General features: G+C 69.7%; 22 protein-coding genes. 13 read left to right on the top strand and 9 right to left on the bottom strand.

Annotation, left to right across the window (positions count from 1 at the left end; translation table 11 throughout):
- Positions 1-203 precede the first annotated feature (203 nt).
- Positions 204-1,328 carry a helix-turn-helix transcriptional regulator gene (locus tag ACWDU4_RS06045; protein ID WP_450112959.1) on the bottom strand — a complete coding sequence of 375 codons (1,125 nt, stop codon included), beginning with the start codon at positions 1,326-1,328 and terminating at the stop codon, positions 204-206.
- A gap of 113 nt (positions 1,329-1,441) precedes the next feature.
- Between ACWDU4_RS06045 and ACWDU4_RS06040 the strand changes: the two genes are divergently transcribed.
- Together ACWDU4_RS06040 and ACWDU4_RS06035 are read left to right on the top strand one after the other, a co-directional pair.
- Positions 1,442-2,854 carry an FAD-binding oxidoreductase gene (locus tag ACWDU4_RS06040; RefSeq protein WP_450112958.1) on the top strand — a complete coding sequence of 471 codons (1,413 nt, stop codon included), beginning with the start codon at positions 1,442-1,444 and terminating at the stop codon, positions 2,852-2,854.
- Between the two features lie 148 nt (positions 2,855-3,002).
- Positions 3,003-3,179, top strand: a complete 177-nt coding sequence (locus ACWDU4_RS06035; protein WP_450112957.1) for a hypothetical protein — start codon at positions 3,003-3,005, stop codon at positions 3,177-3,179.
- Positions 3,180-3,218: 39 nt separating this feature from the next.
- Here ACWDU4_RS06035 and ACWDU4_RS06030 read toward each other — a convergent pair whose 3' ends face one another.
- A complete protein-coding gene (locus ACWDU4_RS06030; RefSeq protein ID WP_450112956.1) occupies positions 3,219-3,635 on the bottom strand; it encodes a (deoxy)nucleoside triphosphate pyrophosphohydrolase in 417 nt (138 codons plus the stop codon).
- 15 nt (positions 3,636-3,650) lie between these two features.
- Between ACWDU4_RS06030 and ACWDU4_RS06025 the strand changes: the two genes are divergently transcribed.
- Entirely contained in the window at positions 3,651-3,944 is a 294-nt protein-coding gene (locus tag ACWDU4_RS06025; protein ID WP_450112955.1) for a 4a-hydroxytetrahydrobiopterin dehydratase, read from the top strand.
- On the opposite strand, the gene ACWDU4_RS06020 is transcribed toward ACWDU4_RS06025, so the two are convergent.
- Entirely contained in the window at positions 3,883-5,298 is a 1,416-nt protein-coding gene (locus ACWDU4_RS06020) for a mannosyltransferase (protein WP_450112954.1), read from the bottom strand. The genes ACWDU4_RS06025 and ACWDU4_RS06020 overlap by 62 nt on opposite strands.
- 270 nt (positions 5,299-5,568) lie before the next feature.
- Here ACWDU4_RS06020 and ACWDU4_RS06015 point away from each other — a divergent pair, with 270 nt between their 5' ends.
- From ACWDU4_RS06015 to ACWDU4_RS06000, 4 genes are all read left to right on the top strand, one after another.
- Positions 5,569-6,345 carry an Rv1157c family protein gene (locus tag ACWDU4_RS06015; RefSeq protein WP_450112953.1) on the top strand — a complete coding sequence of 259 codons (777 nt, stop codon included), beginning with the start codon at positions 5,569-5,571 and terminating at the stop codon, positions 6,343-6,345.
- Between the two features lie 85 nt (positions 6,346-6,430).
- Positions 6,431-6,769, top strand: coding sequence for a hypothetical protein (locus ACWDU4_RS06010; RefSeq protein ID WP_450112952.1), 339 nt, complete (start codon positions 6,431-6,433; stop codon positions 6,767-6,769).
- A gap of 40 nt (positions 6,770-6,809) precedes the next feature.
- Positions 6,810-7,346 carry a nuclear transport factor 2 family protein gene (locus ACWDU4_RS06005; RefSeq protein ID WP_450112951.1) on the top strand — a complete coding sequence of 179 codons (537 nt, stop codon included), beginning with the start codon at positions 6,810-6,812 and terminating at the stop codon, positions 7,344-7,346.
- Positions 7,347-7,579: 233 nt separating this feature from the next.
- Positions 7,580-8,071 (top strand): hypothetical protein, encoded by a 492-nt coding sequence (locus tag ACWDU4_RS06000; RefSeq protein WP_450112950.1) that lies wholly within the window; start codon positions 7,580-7,582, stop codon positions 8,069-8,071.
- Between the two features lie 85 nt (positions 8,072-8,156).
- Here the strand turns inward: ACWDU4_RS06000 and ACWDU4_RS05995 are convergent, their stop codons facing one another.
- Positions 8,157-8,882, bottom strand: coding sequence for a DUF1906 domain-containing protein (locus ACWDU4_RS05995; RefSeq protein WP_450112949.1), 726 nt, complete (start codon positions 8,880-8,882; stop codon positions 8,157-8,159).
- Between the two features lie 191 nt (positions 8,883-9,073).
- Between ACWDU4_RS05995 and ACWDU4_RS05990 the strand changes: the two genes are divergently transcribed.
- Positions 9,074-9,295 carry a maltose regulon activator MalT gene (locus ACWDU4_RS05990; RefSeq protein ID WP_450112948.1) on the top strand — a complete coding sequence of 74 codons (222 nt, stop codon included), beginning with the start codon at positions 9,074-9,076 and terminating at the stop codon, positions 9,293-9,295.
- A 169-nt stretch (positions 9,296-9,464) separates the two neighbouring features.
- A complete protein-coding gene (locus tag ACWDU4_RS05985; protein ID WP_450112947.1) occupies positions 9,465-9,815 on the top strand; it encodes a PLD nuclease N-terminal domain-containing protein in 351 nt (116 codons plus the stop codon).
- Positions 9,816-9,858: 43 nt separating this feature from the next.
- Here the strand turns inward: ACWDU4_RS05985 and ACWDU4_RS05980 are convergent, their stop codons facing one another.
- Positions 9,859-10,590 carry a CPBP family intramembrane glutamic endopeptidase gene (locus tag ACWDU4_RS05980; RefSeq protein ID WP_450112946.1) on the bottom strand — a complete coding sequence of 244 codons (732 nt, stop codon included), beginning with the start codon at positions 10,588-10,590 and terminating at the stop codon, positions 9,859-9,861.
- 120 nt (positions 10,591-10,710) lie between these two features.
- Between ACWDU4_RS05980 and ACWDU4_RS05975 the strand changes: the two genes are divergently transcribed.
- A complete protein-coding gene (locus tag ACWDU4_RS05975; RefSeq protein WP_450112945.1) occupies positions 10,711-12,408 on the top strand; it encodes a fumarate hydratase in 1,698 nt (565 codons plus the stop codon).
- Positions 12,409-12,505: 97 nt separating this feature from the next.
- Here ACWDU4_RS05975 and ACWDU4_RS05970 read toward each other — a convergent pair whose 3' ends face one another.
- The 3 genes from ACWDU4_RS05970 to ACWDU4_RS05960 form a co-directional block, all read right to left on the bottom strand.
- A complete protein-coding gene (locus tag ACWDU4_RS05970) occupies positions 12,506-13,108 on the bottom strand; it encodes a methyltransferase family protein (RefSeq protein ID WP_450112944.1) in 603 nt (200 codons plus the stop codon).
- A gap of 122 nt (positions 13,109-13,230) precedes the next feature.
- A complete protein-coding gene (locus ACWDU4_RS05965) occupies positions 13,231-13,800 on the bottom strand; it encodes a mismatch-specific DNA-glycosylase (protein WP_450112943.1) in 570 nt (189 codons plus the stop codon).
- A gap of 215 nt (positions 13,801-14,015) precedes the next feature.
- Positions 14,016-14,474 (bottom strand): carboxymuconolactone decarboxylase family protein, encoded by a 459-nt coding sequence (locus tag ACWDU4_RS05960; protein ID WP_450112942.1) that lies wholly within the window; start codon positions 14,472-14,474, stop codon positions 14,016-14,018.
- Positions 14,475-14,551: 77 nt separating this feature from the next.
- Between ACWDU4_RS05960 and ACWDU4_RS05955 the strand changes: the two genes are divergently transcribed.
- From ACWDU4_RS05955 to ACWDU4_RS05945, 3 genes are read left to right on the top strand one after another with little or no spacing between them, the layout of a single operon-like run.
- Positions 14,552-15,457, top strand: coding sequence for a sigma-70 family RNA polymerase sigma factor (locus ACWDU4_RS05955; RefSeq protein ID WP_450112941.1), 906 nt, complete (start codon positions 14,552-14,554; stop codon positions 15,455-15,457).
- 56 nt (positions 15,458-15,513) lie between these two features.
- A complete protein-coding gene (locus ACWDU4_RS05950) occupies positions 15,514-15,897 on the top strand; it encodes a nuclear transport factor 2 family protein (RefSeq protein ID WP_450112940.1) in 384 nt (127 codons plus the stop codon).
- Between the two features lie 46 nt (positions 15,898-15,943).
- The gene (locus ACWDU4_RS05945) at positions 15,944-17,074 is read left to right on the top strand and encodes a winged helix DNA-binding domain-containing protein (RefSeq protein ID WP_450112939.1); all 1,131 of its coding nucleotides are present in this window, start codon (positions 15,944-15,946) and stop codon (positions 17,072-17,074) included.
- Positions 17,075-17,341: 267 nt separating this feature from the next.
- Here the strand turns inward: ACWDU4_RS05945 and ACWDU4_RS05940 are convergent, their stop codons facing one another.
- Positions 17,342-18,682 (bottom strand): WS/DGAT domain-containing protein, encoded by a 1,341-nt coding sequence (locus ACWDU4_RS05940; protein WP_450112938.1) that lies wholly within the window; start codon positions 18,680-18,682, stop codon positions 17,342-17,344.
- Positions 18,683-18,690: the final 8 nt, after the last annotated feature.

Genomic DNA, 18,690 nt, shown 5'->3' with positions numbered 1-18,690 from the left:
TTCTGGCTGCCGCTACGCGCATGCGTGATTCCCATTCGCGACCCCCGGGCACAACGAACGTCGTGCGAAACGATCACGACATCCGCGCCGGTGCAGGGACTGCGGCCAGCGAACACCCTACCCGCTCGCGCCCCGATCCCCCACATCGCGGCCCGCCGCAACCACCGCTGACCTGGGGATAGTGATCTGCGACACGGTCACCGTCAGGGTTCCGACACGAACCATCCGGACGGCCCCAGGCGGGAATTCTTACGCGATGCGTAGTGGTCGAAGAACACCCGTGCGGTGAGTTCCTTGCGGTTCGAGACGCCGGCCTTGTCGAAGATGACCTTGAGGTGGTCCTGCACCGTGTACGGCGACAGGTGCAGCGCCTTGGCGATCTCGCCGGTGCTCGCCCCGCGCAGCACCCCGTCCACGACGTCCCGTTCCCGAGGCGTGAGCCCGAACGCCGCCACGACCAGCGGGACCACCTCGGGCGCGCCGGCCGGTTCGATCGTGACCACGACCTGCATCGGGTGACCCGCCCGCCCGGCGAGCGGGGCGGCGTGCACGGCCAGCCACTGCCCCGTCCGTGAGCGGACGCGCACGCGCGGCACCGCGGAGCTCCGGCCGGTCGCGAGCGCCCGAGCCCCCGCCAGCGTCGCCACCACCGGTTGCGGGAGGTCCGTCCAGAGATCCCCTCCCAGTTCCTCCACCCGTACCTGCGCGGCGAGCGTGGCCTGGCACAGGGTGTTCTCGTGATCGAAGGTGAGCACCGCGGGCCCGTTCTCGGCGCCGACAACATCGGTGCCCGGCGCGGCGTCGGCGATCAGTCCGGCCCGCACCCCGACTGCGAGTATCCCCGTCAGGCCGTCGATGAAGTCGGCCTCGGCCGGGCTGAACCCGCTGCCCCCGGCCCTTCGGTAGATCGCCAGCCCGCCCCAGACGTCGCCGCCGGTCCGCATCATCACCCGCATCTCGTGCCCGAGGTCGAACATCGGCTCGAACAGTTCACGGAAGCGGGAACTGCGCCGCGGATCGCCGCCGGTCACCTCGTGCAGGATGCTCACGCCGACGTTGCTGCGGGCCAGGTCGCTGAACAGGCTCACGTCGTCCTCGACGTATTCGTGGTACGCGAACTCGACCTCGCACGGGTTGTCGAGTCCCGCCTTGACCGACCCGGTCACCATCGAGGTCGCCGGATCGATCGTGCCGAAACACGCCGCGTCGAACGGCACGGCCTTGGTGAGAATCTCCATCGCGCCGTGACCGAAATCCTGCCAGTTCTGACCGGCCCGCGAGAGAGCGTCGAGCCGGGAGCGGACCGTTTCCGCGCGCATGGTCGCCATGGCGTCGAATTCTCCCGCGCCTCGCCCGTTTCCGACACCCCAGAAGTCTGGGGTGACACGTGCCCCGTCCCGGGGGATGTTCCGGGCGGTCGCGGCGCCGCACGCTTTCGGCCATGACATCCACACCGATCGACCTCGACACCCACCGCTCCCGGGCCCGCCTGGCTTCCGTCCCGTGGGACCGGCTCGCCGCCGACCTCGACGGCCGGCTGGACCTGCCGGACAGCCCCGACTGGGCGACGGTGGCGCAGGCGTGGAACGTGAGCATCACCCAACGACCCGCCGCGGTCGTGACCGCCGCGACCACCGCCGACGTCGTCGAGGCCGTCCGCTTCGCCGCCGCCAACCACGTGCGGGTGACCGCGCAGCCCGGCGGCCACGGCGCGAACCGGGCCCTCGACGACACGCTGCTGATCCGGACCTCGGCCCTCGACGACATCTGGATCGACACCACCGCACGGACCGCACGCGTCGGCGCGGGCGTGAAGTGGGGTGCGCTGCAGTCCGCGCTCGACGGCACCGGCCTGACCGGACTGGTCGGCTCGAATCCCGATGTCTCCGTTGTCGGTTTCTGCCTCGGCGGCGGCCTGTCGTGGTTCACCCGTCCGTTCGGACCGGGCTCGGGGTCGCTGTCGGCGGTGGAACTGGTCGACGCGCACGGCGTGCACCGCTGGATCAGCGACGACAAATCCCCCGAGCTGATGTGGGCGCTGCGCGGCGGGGGCGGCGAGTTCGGCATCGTGACCGCCGTCGAGATCGACCTGTTCCCAGCGCCCGAGATCACCGGTGGGCGACTGGCGTTCCCCGCCACCGACGCCGCATCGGTGCTGCGCGCCGTGTCCGCCCTCACCGTGAGCGCTCCGGACGAACTGTCCGTGTGGGCGTCGATCATGCACTTCCCGCCGATCCCGGAGTTGCCCGACGAGATCCGCGGGCAGTCCTTCTGCTTCGTCGACACGGTGCTGCTGGGTTCGGATGGCGCGCTGGCGGCTCACCTGGCACCGGTCCGCGCCGCGGGCACCGTCCTGCGCGACACGACCCGGCCGCTGCAACCCGGTGACGTCGGCGCGATCTGCGAGGAGCCGACCGACCCGTCCCCGGGCGTGCACTCGTCGATGCTGCTCACCGCGCTCGACGAGGGCGTCATCGATCTCGTGGTCGAACGGACCGGCACGGCCGGGTTGCTCCCGCTCACCCAGATCCAGTTCCGTCATCTGGGTGGCGCGGCGCGGTCGGGCCGTGCCGGCGCGGTCGACCTGCGGCGAGACCGTGCCGAGTTCGCGGTGATGACGCTGACCCTCGCACCCGTGCCCGAACTGCTCGCCGCCGCGGCGCAGGCGATGGCGATTCTGTTCGACGAGCTCGCTCCCTGGTCCGCGGGTCCGACCGTCCCGACGCTGCTCGGACCGGACGAGTCGTTGGAGCGCGCGTTCGACTCGTCCACCATGGACTCGCTGCGCCGACTGAAGGCCGCAGTCGATCCGTCGTACGTGATCCGCGGCAACCACCCGGTCCACGGCCGCTGAGCGGTCACATCGTCCGCGGTGGTGTCCCACCCCCGTGGGTGGCCGGGAACCCGTCGGGGGCCGACCACCCACGGGCCGCGGCGACTGAGGTTACGCTAACCTTCCGCGGGGAGATCCTCGTTGTCGAAGCGGAAGGGCTCGGACGCCGATGGGCAAGGTCAAGGCGAAGAACGTGTCGAGCCTGAAACCGAAGAAGAAGTGCTGCCGCAGCAAGACCCGGTGCGTCAAGTGCCCGGTCGTGATCATGCGAATGAAGAAGCTCGAGAACCAGGGCGCCACCGGCAAGGAACTCAAGAAGGGGCTCAAGAAGGCCCGCGCCGCCTGAGCCCACCTCCACGTGCCGGGACCACCGCGGGTCGGGGACCTACCGCGGATCGAGCAGGGCGAGCAGCTCCGGCAGCCACGCGCGATCGTTGGGCACGAGGTCGGCGGCGGCCAGGCCGCCGGCGTCGACCCAGCGCACCGCGGCGTGTTCGAGTGCCGCAGGCACACCCGACTTCAGTTCCACCACGTAGGCCCGCAGCACCATCCCGTTCGGCAGTGGCACATCGACTCCGATCCGCGCGCCGACGGCGGTCTCGACGCCGAGTTCCTCACGCAGTTCCCTTCGCAGCCCCTCCGCGGGCGTCTCCCCAGGCTCGATCTTGCCGCCCGGCAGTTCCCACCTGCCCGCCAGTTCCGGTGGGGTGACCCGCTGCGCGAGCAGCAGCCGGCCCGCGTCGACCAGCGCGGCCGCGGCCACCTCGCGCCGCCGATCCCTGTCCCCGAGGCCCGTGTGCATGGGACCATCATGACCATGGCCGAGTTGCTCACCGACGCCGAGGTCACCGCCGCCCTCGCCGACCTGCCGCAGTGGCGGCGCGAGGGCGCGGCGATCGTCCGGACCGTCGAACTGCCCACCTTCCCCGACGCGATCGCCCTCGTCGACCGGGTCGCCGAAGCCGCCGAGGCGCGCGATCACCACCCCGACATGGACATCCGCTGGCGCAAGGTCACCTTCAGCTGCTCCACGCACTTCAAGGGCGGAATCACGGAGTTGGACGTGGCGCTGGCCCGGGAGATCGATCGGCTGGCTCCGACCGGCGGCTGAGCCGACCGGCGTAGGTCACCCAAAGGTAGAAGGCGAACGTCCCGACGACGTCCACCGCACCGAGCCACGCCAGCAGCCCCGGCCGCGAGATCAGCCAGATCGAGTCCTGGAAGAAGCTCAGTACCCACGGGACTCCGACGAGAGTGGAGACCAGCCAGAATCCGGCGAGGATCTTCGATCCCAGCAGATCCGCCACCGGCCCGTGCACCAACCAGATCAGCATCGGAATCAGCCACACCCAGTGGTGCGACCACGAGATCGGCGAGAGCAGCAGCCCGAACAGCTGGACGATCACCAGCGTGCCGAGCAGGTCGTCGCGTCCGAGGGAGCGCCAGGCGAGCCACGCGAGCAGCGCCGCGACCGCCATCGCGGCCAGCCACACCCACCCGTTGCCGACGTCGTGTCCGGCGACGCGACTCAACGCGCCGCGCAGCGACTGGTTCCAGACCGAACCGACGGGACCGATCCGCGAGGCGTCACCGAGCAGGTGCTCGAAGTACGTGCGCGCCTCGGCCCCGACCAGGAGGTAGCTGAGGCCGACCGTTCCTGCGAACGCGACGGCGGAGAACACCGCGGCCTTCCACCGCCGGCGCAGCACGAAGTACACGCCCGTGACCGCAGGCGTCAGCTTGATCCCGGCGATGAAGCCGACCAGGCCACCGGCCAGCCACCAGCGGGTCGAGCGCACCGCCACCATCGCCCCGAGTGCGAGGAACACGTTGACCTGGCCGTAGTCGAGGGTGGTGCGCACCGGTTCGGTCCAGATCCCGGCCGCGGTCCACAGGAGAGCGATCGACGTCCAGCGCCGGTCGAGCCCCCGCGTCCAGGACGTCGAGGCGCCGAGCAGCAGCTCGAGACTCATCCGGATCAGCAGGTACAGCGCACCGATCGTCGCGAGCTGCCACAGCACACCGACCACCCCGAACGGCAGATAGTGCAGCGGGAAGAAGACGATCGCAGCGAAGGGCGGGTAGGTGAACGGCAGCGGGAAGTCGGGGGTCAGCTCCGAGTAGGTGAAGTCGTACAGGTCACCGCGCAGCAGTGCCGCCGACCCGTCGACGTACACCCGCAGGTCGACCAGGTTCATCCCGTTGGGGGTCAGGAAGGCCCACGCCATCCGAACCAGGACAGAGACGAGAAGGAGCAGTGGCGCCGCGCGCAGCACCCGCTCGACCCGGGGTCCCGTGCGGGGGGTGCGGACCGCGGGCGCGGGGGTCGTCTCGGACACGGTGCTGGAATTCTCCTGGAAGTTCGTGTGCCTGCTGATCGCGGGCCTGCGGGCCGAATCCCGCATGGTCGTCGGCGAGCCTACGGCAGCCGCCGGCCGCACCTCGGACGGGCGATCAGCGCGCATAACAGTTGCATCAACAACCCCACTGTTCACTTGAGTCACACGTTAGAGTTCGGGCTGTCAGCATCGCCACACCACAATGTCGGGATCGCCACACCGCGGAGTGATTACACTGCCGCGGGAGTACCGCCCCATCGCCAACCGACGGGACGGTCCTACGAAACGCTGTACAACGCCAGATGCCCTGCATAGAGTGACCCTTTGACACCGAGGGGCCTGCCGGGCCAGTCGGCTGCTCCGGCGCCGACGCTTGACAACAAGGATGGGGACACCGTGCTTCGTACGCGAGGAACGCGCATATCGATCATCGCGCTGGCGATTACCGCTGCCGCGGTCGCGCTACCGGCGACCGCCTCCGCCGAGCCCGCTCCCGCGGTTCCCCAGATCCCCGCGGGCCTGGACATCGAGGCCCTCGCCTCGCTCGCCCCGGCCATCGTCGGTGCGGCCGCAGGCCCGATCGAGCTCGGTGTGACCGATGTCGCGAACCCGCAGGCCGATCTCCTCGCCCAGGCGAAGGCCCTGCTCGAGGCGTCGAACCTGCCCCCGGAGACCAAGTCCACCCTGCAGCGCGTCATCACGTTCCTGGACGGCAGCGGCGGCGGCGGACCGGAGCTCCCCCCGGAGAGCGGCCCGGTCATCTCCCAGTTCCTCTACCCCACCATCGGCAAGGGCTGCATCGGCGGCAAGTCCGACTCGGTCGGCGCGGCCCTGGCCGTCCCCGGCCCCGCGCACCTGCCCCCACCGGGACCGAAGGCCGGCGAGGCCGGATTCGTGTTCACCGCGCTCGGCACCAGCAAGGCCACCGCGGAGCAGCCGAACCCGCTGGTCGTCGACTGGGTCAACATCGACCACCCGAAGACCGGTCGCGCCACACTGACGACCGCGTCCCAGATCAACCCGGACGGCCCGGCAACCCTCTCGGCGATCGCCCAGACCGGCCAGGGCCGCGTGCTCGCCGTGGTCTCCGGCGGCCTCACCACCGAGGTCGAGGGCGCCGCACCGGCCACCTGCAGCTTCCTGCCGACGGTCGGCACGGTCTACGTCCCCTGACGTCCGACAGCCCGAAATCCTCGGAAGGACCCCTCGCCCGGCGAGGGGTCCTTCTGTATTCGCTGCCACCGTGGTAAACCGGGGAATGGCCTCCCCCAGTCGGAATTCCATCAAATCCGTCCGGTCCCGGCGCTCGATCCTGTCCATCCGCTCGGAGGGATCGATCCTGTCCATCGGGTCCGCGTATTCGATTCTCTCGATCGGCAGCGTCGGCTCGATCCTGTCGATAGGCTCCATCGGGTCCGCCGGTTCCGCACTGTCCTCCGGTTCGTTCGCCAGCCTCGGCTCGGCTCTGTCCGGATTGTCGCGTTGGTCGGTTCTGTCCTGGCGGACCGACGGCGGCGAGCCCGGCGAGCGGCCTCTGCACGTACTGGCCGAGGAGCCCGAACTCGCGCGCTCACCGCTGGCGCACACCCAAACCTGATCCGCAGCAAGCGGTTTCGGCAGAAGACCACGGAGGACATGTGACCCTGTCGGGCAACGACACCGCCACCACCCCGTCCGCGAACGGCCGCTGGACACGCGACGAGCTGGAGCAGGCGTTCGCCGATTACCAGCGCACGGTCGAGCAGGCGAAGCGGACCGGCGACTGGAACCTGTTCGCCGACATGTTCACCGAGGACGCGACGTACATCGAGCACGCCTACGGCAACTTCACCGGCCGCGAGGAGATCCGCCCCTGGATCATCCGGACGATGAACAGCTTCCCCGGCAACCACATGACCGCCTTCCCAGCGCTCTGGTACACGATCGACGAGCAGCGCGGGTGGGTGATCTGCGAGATCGACAACCCGATGTGCGACCCCGGCGACGGGTCCACACACGGGGCGTCGAACCTGACGATCCTGCACTACGCCGGGGACGGACTCTGGTCGTGCGAGGAGGACGTCTACAACCCGATGAAGTTCCTGAAGATGGCCAAGAAGTGGTGCCGCGCCGCCGAATCCGCCGACGCACTGCCGGACGAGGCCCGGCAGTGGCTGGCGAAGATCGGCGGCTGACGACGACCGGAAGCAGGCCGGGACGACCCCGACTCAGGGGTTCGGGGTCTCCCCGCCACTGCTGCTCGATCCAGCGGAGACACCGTCGTAGATGTTGGCTGCAACGGCATACAGAAGATTGATGATGAATTCCATCGGCTGACCTCCATGATCTGGTCGTCGGTGACGACGCGTCTGTTCTGTACGTCGTAAACCTCCGCGCTTCCCGTTACTTCGGGGTCTACGCTCGACCCATGAAAATCGCAGCTGCAGTTCTGACCGCCTCTGCCATTTCACTTGCCCTGGTGGGGTGCACGTCGAACAACGACAACGAGTCCACGACCACGACGCCCACCGGAGCCCTGGACCGCGCCTCGTCCGCGGTCGAGTCCGCGGCGAGCGCCGCGCAGGGTGCCATCACCTCGGCGCAGAGCGCCGCCCAGGGCGCCATCTCGTCCGCCCAGTCCGCCGCAGGCAGCCTCGTCACCCGCGCACAGGGTGCGGTCGACACCGTCAAGGCAGGCACGTTCACGACCGCCTTCAAGGCCGCGTACCCGAGCCTGGCCGAGGGCCGTGACGACTCGGCGATCGAGGACATCTACGCCCAGACCTGCGCCGCCATCGACGCCGGTGTCGACGAGGCGACCGTGGTGTCGGAACTCGAGGTCCGAGCGGGAAACAACGGCACCAAGGCCACACCTGAGCAGGCCCAACGGATCTACGACATCGCCAAGCCACTCTGCTGACTGGCCGGCCCGCCGGCTGGCTGACCAACCGGCTCGCCGGCGGGCTCACGAACCGGCCCGCCGGTGCGCCGACCCGAACCGGTTGTCAGGCCAGCGACCACTGCCCGTAGTCGGGCTTGAGGATGGCGTTGAGGTCGATGCCCACACCGTCGACGGCGCGTTCGTCGATCTCGAACTGGTGCAGGTGCGCCTCGGGATGCACGTAGCCCTCGGGGGTCCCCCAGTCGTGCTGCCAGAAGTAGGCCCCAGCGCCCGCGTCGAGCAGCCGGTCGATGGTGCCGGAGTTCGCGTAGACACCGGTGTTCTCGGCCCCGACGATCGACTCCCAGCCGCGGATGTAAGGCACGATCATCGCCGTGATGTCGGCGGAGCTCGGCTTGTCGTCGATGGAGGCGTAGATCGGGCGTCCCTCGGGACCCCCGGCGGCCCGGTGGAGTTCGAGGCCCCGGGTGGCGTGCTCGACTCCGGCGTCGAAGCCACCGCGCCAGTCCGCGGTCGGGCCCTTGCCGAACTGATAGCAGGACACCACCTCGAGGCCGGCTGCGGCGAGCGCCGACGCCTCGTCGGCGCGCATCGGCTTGCCGAGCATCCACTGCGCCTCGGGCCTGCGGTCGGAGACGTAGCGGATGGCACCGGTGTGACCGGCCGCCCGAATCGCGGCGGCGTCGGGGACGCCGCCGGAGTAGTCGACGAGGGTGCCGCGCGCCGGGGACGCGGCCGCGACGACGCCGGGTGCACCGAGCGCCGCGGCGCCGAGCGCTGCCGACCCCACGGCCGCGTATCTGAAAAGTTCGCGACGGGATACCTGCACGGCGCCTCGATTCGTAGAGCGGTTTCGTGAATTGCACCACACCACAGTGGTGCTTGCCAGTCGCACCCGTGCTCTCCTGCCCCACCGGAACCACGGTGGGCAGGCCTCGCCGCCGCCATCGGCGGTAGGCTCGAGTCGTATCCGGACGGCGGCAGATCGGCCGCACAACCTCCCGAGGACGGCGAGGCGTCATGGCAAAAGAGGCATGGTGGGTCATCGCACCCGAGAGCCCGTTCACCTTCGAGCAGCGTCCCAACGGTGATCTCGTCGTCGCGAAGCGCGACACCACCGAGGAACACGTGCTCCACGGCTACGAGTGGATGCACATCGCACCGGACGACCCTCGGCATCGGATCAAGGTGCACGGCGAGGGTCCGCCACCGTTCGGACGGTGGGTCCGACTGGAGGAGTGACGCTCAATTCTGAGCAATTCCTAAGTTCCCCTCACGAAGTCCGTCTTGCGGCGGCACGCACCACGTAACCTCCCCAGCGGGGGTCACACGGGTTCTCGGCCTTGTCGGTGCCGACCCGTGTCGACAGGCGCCGACTGTGCGCCGCACGTACTGGGGAAGAAGGTTCGCCATGCTGTTCGCCGCGTCGGTGCTGATCGCCGCGTTGGTCTGGATCCACCCGATCGTGGATGTCGTCACCCACGCACCGTGGCAGGTCCGGGCACTGCCGCGCACCGCTTGGCTCCTGCTGGTGACGCTGCTACCCGTGTTCGGACCGGCGCTGTGGCTGTTGCTGGGGCGCCCCCGCGGGCCGGTCCCCCTCCCCGATCAGCGGATGCATCCGGCGGTGTACTTCGCGCGCGAACGCGAGCGGGCGGCGGCACAGGCGATCGTCGACGAGGAGGAGGAGTTCCGCCGGCGGTGCGTCGAGCGGGCGACCGAACAGCGGGAGGCCGCACACCAGGATGCTCGCGAGCCGTAGCCGTCAGGCCGGTCTCGTGGCCGTCAGGCCGGTCTCGTAGCCGTCAGGAAGTGGTCACGTGCCAGACCAGCGCGGCGGCGAGGGCCCCGACCCCGTTGAGCGACCAGTGCAGGGCGATCGGCGCGAGCAGGCTGCCGCTGCGGCGACGCAGCCAGGTGAACACCACACCGGCGACCGCGGTGGCGGCGACGGCGCCGGCGATGCCGACGACCTGACCGAGCACACCGCCGCCCAGGATCCCCGTCAGGCCCTGGTTGCCACTGGTCAGGCCGAGCGAGGACGCGATGTGCCAGAGCCCGAACAGCAGTGAGCCTGCCGCGAACACGCCGCGGGCACCCCACACCCGGTCCAGAGTTCCGTGCAGCACCCCTCGGAACGCCAGCTCCTCGGGGATGACCGTCTGCAGCGGGATGATGATCATGGACGCGATCAACGCGCCGGACACGGTCGCGTACCGGTTGCTCAGGAAGAACTGCCTGGTCAACGGCAGCGCGATGGCGACGGCCACCACCACGAGGACGAGAGCGACCGCGCCCAGCGCGTAGAGCGCACCCTTACGCCAGTGCCGCGGGGACAACCCCAGTTCGGCCCAGCCGAGGCCCCGTCCGCGCCCGAGACCGAGCAGCACCGCGGCCGAGATGGGCACCGCCGCGACCGAGGCCCACACGGTGGTGAAGTGGGCGATCAGGTTCGTACCGACGAGTACGGCGACGACGACCGCGACATCGAGGTATGCGTGGAAGCGCGGGCGGTGGACGGCGAGCGTGTGAGGCACCCCGTCGAGTGTACGGACCCCACGGGTGTGGAATCGGCCGTATCATCCCCGCCTCCAGCGCGCTCGGACTGCAGGTTTAGCCTGGTTCCCGACTTCACACGCCGATTCCCAGGAGAGATGATGGCCGACTTCCTCTACGAGGACCTGCTGCCGATCGGGGAAGATCCCACCGAGTACCGGCTGCTGACCACCGAAGGGGTGTCCACTGTCGAGGGCCCGGACGGGCGTACCTTCCTGCAGGTCGAACCCGAGGCGCTGCGGCTCCTGACGGAGACCGCGCTGCACGACATCTCGCACTACCTGCGGACGGATCACCTCAAGCAGGTCGCGAGCATCCTCGACGACCCCGAGGCGTCGAACAACGACAAGTTCGTCGCACTCGACCTGCTCAAGAACGCGAACATCTCCGCCGCGGGCGTGCTGCCGATGTGCCAGGACACCGGTACCGCGATCGTGATGGGCAAGCGCGGCCAGCACGTGCTGACGCCCGGCGACGACGACGAGGCGATCGCCCGCGGCGTGTACGACGCGTACACGAAGCTGAACCTGCGGTACTCGCAGAACGCCCCGATCACCATGTGGGACGAGAAGAACACCGGCAACAACCTGCCCGCACAGATCGAGCTGTACGCGGACACACACAAGGGCCACGAGAACGCCTACAAGTTCCTGTTCATGGCCAAGGGTGGCGGGTCGGCGAACAAGTCGTACCTGTACCAGGAGACGAAGGCCATCCTGAACCCGGACTCGATGATGCAGTTCCTCGAGGCCAAGATCCGCTCGCTCGGCACCGCGGCCTGTCCGCCGTACCACCTGGCGATCGTCGTCGGCGGCACGTCCGCGGAGTTCGCGCTCAAGACCGCGAAGTACGCCTCGGCGCACTACCTGGACGAGCTGCCCACCGAGGGCGCGATGACCGGTCGTGGCTTCCGCGACCACGAGCTCGAGAAGCAGGTCTTCGAGCTGACCCAGAAGATCGGCATCGGCGCCCAGTTCGGCGGCAAGTACTTCTGCCACGACGTCCGGGTCATCCGTCTCCCCCGGCACGGCGCCTCGCTGCCCGTCGCGATCGCGGTCTCCTGCTCGGCGGACCGGCAGGCGAAGGCGAAGATCACGCCGGAGGGCGTGTTCCTCGAGCAGCTCGAGTTCAACCCGGGCCGGTTCCTGCCGGAGGTCACTGACACCGAACTCGACGCCGAGACCTCCGGCGTCTCCGGCACCGGCAAGGGCGCCGCGGTCAAGATCGACCTGACCAAGCCGATGCCGGAGATCCTGGCCGAGCTGTCCAAGCACCCGGTCAAGACCCGGCTGTCGCTGACCGGCCCGCTGGTCGTCGCCCGAGACATCGCGCACGCGAAGATCAAGGAACGCCTCGACGCCGGCGAGGAGATGCCGCAGTACCTCAAGGATCATCCGGTGTACTACGCCGGTCCGGCCAAGACCCCGGAGGGGATGGCGTCGGGTTCCTTCGGCCCGACCACGGCCGGGCGGATGGACTCGTACGTCGAGCAGTTCCAGGCTGCGGGTGGCTCGATGGTCATGCTGGCCAAGGGCAACCGGTCCAAGCAGGTCACCGACGCGTGCAACTCCCACGGCGGGTTCTACCTCGGCTCGATCGGCGGCCCGGCCGCGCGCCTTGCGCTCGACTGCATCAAGAACGTCGAGGTCATCGAGTACGAAGAGCTGGGCATGGAGGCGGTCTGGAAGATCGACGTCGAGGACTTCCCGGCGTTCATCGTCGTCGACGACAAGGGCAACGACTTCTTCGCCCACACCGGCGAGGTCACGCTGACGATCGGCAAGCGCCCCGGTCTGTGAACCGACACAGCCAATAACGAAGGCCCGGTGGGGTATTCACTCCACCGGGCCTTCGCCGTCTTCGCCGGCACTCGCGCCGCGTGGCCGAGACGACGGGTCACAGCACGAACGGAATGAGCCTCTTCGTCCGGTCCATGTACCGCCGGTACGGCTCACCGAGTCCCTCGACCAGTACCCGCTCCTCATGCGGAATGCGGATGACGTACGCGCCGGCGAGCGCGAACACCGTCAGCGGCGCAAGCCAATTGGTGTAGGCCACAGTGAATCCCAAGGCGCACGCCAGCGCACCGGCATAGGACGGATGCCGGATTCGGCGGTAGAGACCGGTGTCGACCACCTGCTGATCCGGCGTGGTCTGCACGCGAAAGGTGAAGGACGACCCCAGCTCGTACACGGCCCGCAGCCGCATCGTCTGTCCTGCCACGGCCACCGCAAGGCCGCCACAGAAGAACCACCAGGCGCCGGCGGTGATCACGGTGGCGTGGAACAGAACGCTCGACACCGCCCCACCGAGGTAGGCCGTCGCGAGCCCGAGTCCCACGGCAACACCCGACCACGCGTCGCGTGTCGGGCCCGAATCCGGGTGCGTGCGTCCGATCCGGTACTCGGAGAACAGGAAGGCGAGGAACGCGAGCGCGAGCACCACCGCCGCGACCGGATCGGCCGCGAACAGTGGGAGGGCCGATCCCGGGTCAGCCACCGGCTGCCCGCTCCCGCTCCTGCATCAACTGAGCGTAAGTCGATTCACCCCGTCGATCGACCTGTCCGAGTGATGCCGGGAACCCGATCGGCCCCGACCGAGCGGGCCGCTGCGACGGTGTCTCAGGCCGGGACCACGCCTGCTTCGACGGCGGCCGCCCGGTACGCGACCGCGAGGGAGTCGACGGTGTCGTGGGCGTTGAGCCCGCTCGGGTTGGGCACGACCCACAACTCCGCCCCCTCGACATCGTCCGGCTGACGCCCCTTGACGGCCTTGCGCACACCGAATGCGGCCCGGTACGCGGTGATGCCGGCGACCGCGACGACGCGTGGGCGCACATCCGCGACCAGCGCACGCAGCCGCTCGCCACCGGCCCGGAGTTCCTCGGCAGTCAGCTCGTCGGCCCGGGCGGTCGCGCGCGCAACGAGATTCGTGATGCCGACGCCGCGGGACACCAGCAGGTCCCGATCTGCGCTCGACATCCCCGCGGTGGGATCGATCGGCCGGTCGATGATCCCTGCGCGCAGCAGCGCTGGATAGAAGCGATTGCCGGGACGCGCGAAGTGCGCACCGGTCGCCGCGGTCCACAGGCCCGGATTGATGCCGACGAACAGCAGCCGGCAGGTGGGGCCGATCAGATCCGGCACCTCGGCGTCGCGGAACGACTCGAGCTGCTCGCGTGTGAAACCCATTCCCCGAGTACAGCACTCCTGGTCCGCGACGCCGGCGGGGGGGACCTGCCCCTAGGGCGTGTCTCCTAATCCCTCTCGGATGCCCCTGGCGAAACAATCGTCGTCCGGCAAGGCGGAGGAGAAGCCGATACCGCTGTTGTATCGGCGCCGACGACAACGCAGCAGGGCGGCGATTGGGCGCCGGGGGCGCCGAATCGGGGATTGGGAGACATGTCCTAGCCCCAACTGGCCCCGGCGACCTGCTTGACCGAGGCGTTGAGCCGGTTCCAGACGTTGATCAACGAGATCTGCATGATCAGGGCCGCCAGTTGCTGCTCGTCGTAGTGGTCGGCGGCGTCGTCCCACACGTCGTCCGACACCGGGTCGGGCCGATCGGCGAGCCGCGTGACCGCCTCGGTGAGTGCGAGGGCGGCGCGTTCGGCGTCGGTGAAGTACGGCGACTCCCGCCACGCCGCCACCGCGAACAGGCGCTCGACCGTCTCCCCGTCCTTCATCGCCAGCTTCGGATGCATGTCGACGCATACGCCGCAGCCGTTGATCTGACTCGCCCGCAGATGCACCAGGTGCACCGTGCTCGCCGGGAGTCCGGTGTTCTCGGTCGTGTGCCCCACCGCCTGCAGCGCCGCCACGGCGCCGGGAAGGACCAGTGCGGGGTTGTTCATTCGTGCCTGCATCGTCGTCGCTCCTGTCACAAAGGTTGTTTCGTGTTCGTCATTGCACTGACGGATCGGCACGAGAGAATGTGACAGCAATGAGCGACGAATTTCTGGCCCGGCGTTTCGAGGAGCACCGCGAGCACCTGAGGGCGGTGGGATACCGCATGCTCGGCTCGAGCGCCGAGGCCGAGGACGCGGTGCAGGAGACGTGGCTGCGGCTGAGCCGATCGGACACCGACGCGGTGAACAACCTCGGGGGCTGGCTCACCACCGTGCTGAGCCGGGTCTGCCTGGACATGCTGCGCTCGCGCACCTCACGCCACGAGGTGGCCCTGGACGGGCCCGCGGTACCGGCCACACCCGAGACGCGCCCCGAATCGTCACCGGAGAATCAAGCGGTTCTCGCCGATTCGATCGGGATCGCGATGATGGTCGTCCTGGACACCCTGACCCCGGCCGAGCGTCTGACGTTCGTGCTGCACGACATGTTCGCGGTGCCGTTCGACGAGATCGCCCGGATCGTGGGCCGCACCCCCGCGGCTACCCGGCAACTCGCGAGCCGCGCCCGGCGCCGGGTCCAGGGCGCCAGTGCCCCGGACCCCGATCGGCTCCGCCGCCGTCGCGTGGTCGAAGCGTTCCTCTCCGCGTCGCGCGAGGGCCGGTTCGAGGATCTCCTCGCGCTGCTCGATCCCGACGTGGTGCTGCGCGCGGACGACGCCGCGGTCACCGCGGCAAGCGCCGCGCTGGCACACGGTGCACCGGCCCTGTCCGCCCGGCTGCACGGTGCGCACGCGGTGGCCGAATCGTTCCGCGGTCGCGCCCGGCACGCCCAGGTCGTCACCGTCGACGGCAGGGTCGGGGCGGCGTGGGCACCGGGCGGGCAACCGCGCTCGGTGTTCACGTTCACCATCGTCGGGGATCGGATCGTCGAACTCGACGTCGTCGCCGACCCCGCAGTGATCGCCGGATTGGACATCGATTTGGCCGCACCGGACGTGTGACGCCACGTCCGGTGCCACGATGGAACGGACCGCGCCACGACCTGCGAAGGAGTGTCATGGAACCGGAGATGTCCGAATCCGATCCGTCGCTGTCGCCCAACAAACGGGCCGTCGCGGCGTATGTCGACGGTTTCCGCTCGGGCGACCACGAGGCGATCCTGTCGCTGCTCGCCGACGACGTCGTCTGGGAGATGCCCGGCGACTTCTCGATCACCGGCAAGGACGCCTTCGACCGGGAGATCGACAACGACGCGTTCACCGGCAAGCCGACGCTGACGGTGATCCGGATGGTCGAGGAGGACGACGTCGTGGTTCTTCTGGGCACCGTCGAGGCCCGGTTCGCGGACGGCGGCGAACTGCGGGGGATCTTCAGCGACCACTTCCACTTTCGCGACGGGAAGATCCAGCGGATCGAGTCGTACCAGGTCGACAACCGCTGAGCTGCGGGGCCCGGCGCCTGTCGGTGACCGCTCCTACACTCTCGCCATGGCCACCGAGGTGACGCGCGCGCAGGTGCTCTCGTATCGCTGGCACGCCCAGCAACTCGACCGGCAGCCGGGTGTCGCCGCCGACGCCACCGACTGCGACCTGCTCGACCTCGGCATCCAGAACACCGGTCCGGACGGCGCGGCCTGGGCGTTGCGGCTGCGGGGCACCCCGGACACCTTCCCCGGCGACCTCGCGCTCGCGTGGACGCTGCGCGGGGCGCCGCACTGCTACCGCCGGGCAGACCTGCCCGGGGTGGCGGTGGCGACGGCGCCGTTGTCGGAGGCGGACGCGGGCAAGCGCATCTTCGACGCGAACCGGCCGCTCAAGGCCGCAGGGATCCAGGCGATCGACGCACTGCGTGCCGTCGCCGACGCGATGCGCGACATCGTGCGTGAGCCCACCGTCAAGGGCGTCATGTCGACGGAACTGACCGCCCGGATGAGCGAGCCGTACCTGCGGTTCTGCCGACCGTGCAACACCACCCACGTGTACGAGATGCCGTTCCGGCTCGCGGCGCTGCATGCCGGACTCGAACTGCGTCCGGGCACCTCTCCGCCGGTTCTCGAACGCATCCCGGGTTGGCGGCGGAAACCGTATGCCCGTCTCGGCCCCGACGCGGACCCCCGCCTGGACGTCATTCGCGGATACCTGCGCTTCCTCGGGCCGAGCGACCCGCGGACCGTCGCCGCGTACGTCGACGCCCCGGTCAAGGACGTCACGCGGAACTGGCCGACGGACACCGTGGAGGTGTCGGTGGAGGGCACCACCCGGTCGATTCTGGCCGGCGACGCCGACGCACTGCTGGCCCCGCCGGCCGACCGATCCGTGCGCCTGCTCGGGCCGTTCGACCCGTACCTGCAGCTGAAGGATCGCGACCTCCTCGTCCCCGACGAGGCTCGGCGCAAGGCACTGTGGCCCACCCTCGGCCGGCCGGGTGCGATCGCGGTCGGCGGCGAGATCGTCGGCGAGTGGCGCCCGCGGACGTCTGGGCGGAGGCTGGCGATCGAGGTGACTCCCTGGCAGACGGTGGCGGAACCGTTGAATTCGGGTGTCGAGGAACAGGGGGCGGCGCTCGCCCTGTTCCGGGGCGTGGAGTTCGGCGGTGTCACCGCCACGGAGAGCCGGTGACCGGTGTGAACACGAACGGGCCCGGTGGAGCATTTCGCTCCACCGGGCCCGGGGTGTCCGAGGCGCCGAACTCGACTACGGTCCGACGGCCAGCAGGTTGGCCAGCTCAGCAGCGGTCTTGTCCCCGATGTAGGGAAGCAGCGCATCGTAGATGAGGGTCGACATGTCGGACTCCGTTCGCTTGGTGCAGGCGCCGGGTCAACTCCGGCACCGGCCACAGTAGCGGGACGGCGGCGAGTTCGCCACGATTTCGCTGCCCTCGAAGCGTCACCGAACGGGTGTGTACCCGGTCAGCGCGGCGTGTACCCGCCCGACCGCCTCGCGCAGCAGACGGACATATCGGTCCAGGTCAAGCACCGCGGGCGAGGTGGCGACCGAGATCGTGACCCGATCCCCGATGCCGTGTACGCCGTGAGTCAGCCCCATGAAGTTCGACAGCGCCGGGAAACCGGCCGTGAACACCACCCGCCCGCCGCCGAGCACGAGGTCAGCGGGGCCGCGGTCGACGCTGGAGACCACCGTGTGGCCGGTGACCTCCTCGGGCACCGCGGTGAAGTCGAAGTGCTCGACGCCGTGCCGCAGCAGCGGAGCGGGGACGACGGCCAGCGCGCGGTCCTCCGCCGCGCCGGACGGGTGGTCGGCGCGCATCCGGCGCAGGCGCAGCGCCGTGGCGATCGCGGCGGCCCGCTGCGCGAGGTCCTCGATCTCGGGATGCAGATCCACCGAGACGTTGCGGAAGTGATTGCGGGCCAATCGCTCCCCCGGCTTCGCGACCGTCACCTCGGCGGCCGGTCCGGACCCGGGGTCGGATCCCTGCTCGCCCAGGTACCGCGACAGGGCCAGCGAGATCGCGGTCATCGCGCCGACGGTGACGCTGATTCCGGGGCCGCGCAGGTACTCCGCAGGGACCACCACCGTGTCGATGCTGCGTCGCTCGTCGGGCGCGCTGTTGGTGGGCAGCTTCGGCCGGCTCGGGGGCGGTGGCGGGACCAGTCCGGCCGCGGTGTCCTGTTCGAGTTGCCGGTGGGCCAGGTGGGCGGGCCGGGCCCGCCTCAGCATCTGCCCGACCTGGACGGGCAGGCGCAGCACCGCCCCTGCGCAGGCGAGGCGGGGGCGCCACGGCGCAACGGGCGGGCCGGTCACGAGCGGGGCCGCGCCGAACAGTTCGCGGGCCGCCGCGGACGCGCGCCGGCCGTCGCCGAGTGCGTGCGCGACCTGCAGCACCGCCACCACGGTGCGGGAGTCACCGCACTCGGGCGCACCGGTCACCGGACCGAAAAGGTGTAGCCGCCAGGGCGATTCGAGGGGATCGAGCCGGTCGGTGAGCAGTGCCGCCACGTCCGTGCGGCAACTGTCCCAGTCCGTCGGCCCCTCGTGCAGCCGGACGAGCGTGGCATCGGGGACCATCGGTACCCAATGCGGAAAGTCGACACGACCGGGGACCTCACGGACTCTCAGCCGCAGATCCGGGACCGCCGAGGCCCGCTCGATCACGCCCTCCCCGATCTCCGTGAGCGGCGCCGTGGCATCGGCGAAGCAGTACAGCAGGAACTGGTCGGTGGGAATCTTGTGGGAGATCCAGTACGACTGCACATCGGGGGCGCTCATCCGCGGCA

Source organism: Rhodococcus sp. NPDC003348 (assembly GCF_053589375.1).
Note: the sequence above shows the minus strand (reverse complement) of the source record. Positions and strands in the feature narration are given on the sequence as shown.

What these genes read in the sequence shown, in the direction of transcription:
- ACWDU4_RS05975 (WP_450112945.1), top strand. Translation starts at nt 10,711, where the DNA reads ATGGCCGACTTCCTCTACGAGGACCTGCTGCCGATCGGGGAAGATCCC.
- ACWDU4_RS05940 (WP_450112938.1), bottom strand. Translation starts at nt 18,682, where the DNA reads ATGAGCGCCCCCGATGTGCAGTCGTACTGGATCTCCCACAAGATTCCC.
- ACWDU4_RS05945 (WP_450112939.1), top strand. Translation starts at nt 15,944, where the DNA reads ATGGCCACCGAGGTGACGCGCGCGCAGGTGCTCTCGTATCGCTGGCAC.
- ACWDU4_RS06035 (WP_450112957.1), top strand. Translation starts at nt 3,003, where the DNA reads ATGGGCAAGGTCAAGGCGAAGAACGTGTCGAGCCTGAAACCGAAGAAG.
- ACWDU4_RS06020 (WP_450112954.1), bottom strand. Translation starts at nt 5,298, where the DNA reads ATGCGCGCTGATCGCCCGTCCGAGGTGCGGCCGGCGGCTGCCGTAGGC.
- ACWDU4_RS06025 (WP_450112955.1), top strand. Translation starts at nt 3,651, where the DNA reads ATGGCCGAGTTGCTCACCGACGCCGAGGTCACCGCCGCCCTCGCCGAC.
- ACWDU4_RS05985 (WP_450112947.1), top strand. Translation starts at nt 9,465, where the DNA reads ATGCTGTTCGCCGCGTCGGTGCTGATCGCCGCGTTGGTCTGGATCCAC.
- ACWDU4_RS06000 (WP_450112950.1), top strand. Translation starts at nt 7,580, where the DNA reads ATGAAAATCGCAGCTGCAGTTCTGACCGCCTCTGCCATTTCACTTGCC.
- ACWDU4_RS05965 (WP_450112943.1), bottom strand. Translation starts at nt 13,800, where the DNA reads ATGGGTTTCACACGCGAGCAGCTCGAGTCGTTCCGCGACGCCGAGGTG.
- ACWDU4_RS05960 (WP_450112942.1), bottom strand. Translation starts at nt 14,474, where the DNA reads ATGCAGGCACGAATGAACAACCCCGCACTGGTCCTTCCCGGCGCCGTG.
- ACWDU4_RS06045 (WP_450112959.1), bottom strand. Translation starts at nt 1,328, where the DNA reads ATGGCGACCATGCGCGCGGAAACGGTCCGCTCCCGGCTCGACGCTCTC.
- ACWDU4_RS05990 (WP_450112948.1), top strand. Translation starts at nt 9,074, where the DNA reads ATGGCAAAAGAGGCATGGTGGGTCATCGCACCCGAGAGCCCGTTCACC.
- ACWDU4_RS06040 (WP_450112958.1), top strand. Translation starts at nt 1,442, where the DNA reads ATGACATCCACACCGATCGACCTCGACACCCACCGCTCCCGGGCCCGC.
- ACWDU4_RS06030 (WP_450112956.1), bottom strand. Translation starts at nt 3,635, where the DNA reads ATGCACACGGGCCTCGGGGACAGGGATCGGCGGCGCGAGGTGGCCGCG.
- ACWDU4_RS05955 (WP_450112941.1), top strand. Translation starts at nt 14,552, where the DNA reads ATGAGCGACGAATTTCTGGCCCGGCGTTTCGAGGAGCACCGCGAGCAC.
- ACWDU4_RS05950 (WP_450112940.1), top strand. Translation starts at nt 15,514, where the DNA reads ATGGAACCGGAGATGTCCGAATCCGATCCGTCGCTGTCGCCCAACAAA.
- ACWDU4_RS06010 (WP_450112952.1), top strand. Translation starts at nt 6,431, where the DNA reads ATGGCCTCCCCCAGTCGGAATTCCATCAAATCCGTCCGGTCCCGGCGC.